Annotated in this window: 1 protein-coding gene; it reads right to left on the bottom strand. The window is 49.4% G+C overall.

Annotated features, from left to right (window positions below):
• The coding region (locus tag ACYVTD_RS15620; RefSeq protein ID WP_461248618.1) for a hypothetical protein at positions 1–595 on the bottom strand (595 nt) is incomplete at both ends.

Consider the following 595-nt stretch of genomic DNA (forward strand, 5'->3'; position numbering starts at 1 on the left):
TTTTATGTCTCTTTTGCCGATACTAAAAAGCTCCATGGCGCGGGGATTTACAAGGTAAAGTTTTAAGGTAGAATCCTTCGCGAACACCGCCTCGGACATTCCGTTAAGAATCGCCTCCAATCTCGCGCCTTCGGCCTTCGCCTGTTCAAGCCGGTAATTAAGCTCGGATGTCATCGCCCTTATCGCTTTTTCCAGGCTTACGAATTCAGGCGCTATGGTTTCCCCCGCTTCAGGGCCGGACAGTAACAGAGCGCCCTCCTGCGTAATGTCAACAAGCCTACCGATTGACGTTGAAAGAGAGAGGGAAATGGCGTATACGGCCCAAGAAACGGCAATTGCCATAACAAGTGAAAAAATAATAAACGGGAATATAATTGAAGAAATGCGCGTTCCAAATTCGGGAACGGCGGAGGAAAGCCTGAACACGCCGACTATCTTGTTGCCTTCAAACACGGGCAACGCGAAATAAATCCGTTTAACGCTGGTGCTGATTGAATCGCGGCGCGCGCTTTCTTCCCTTCCTTCAAGAGCCGCCGCTATTTCCTTGCGGTCGATATGGTTCACCAGTTCGTCTTTTACATGGGAATCCCATAAC

Source organism: Treponema sp. R6D11 (genome assembly GCF_054786075.1).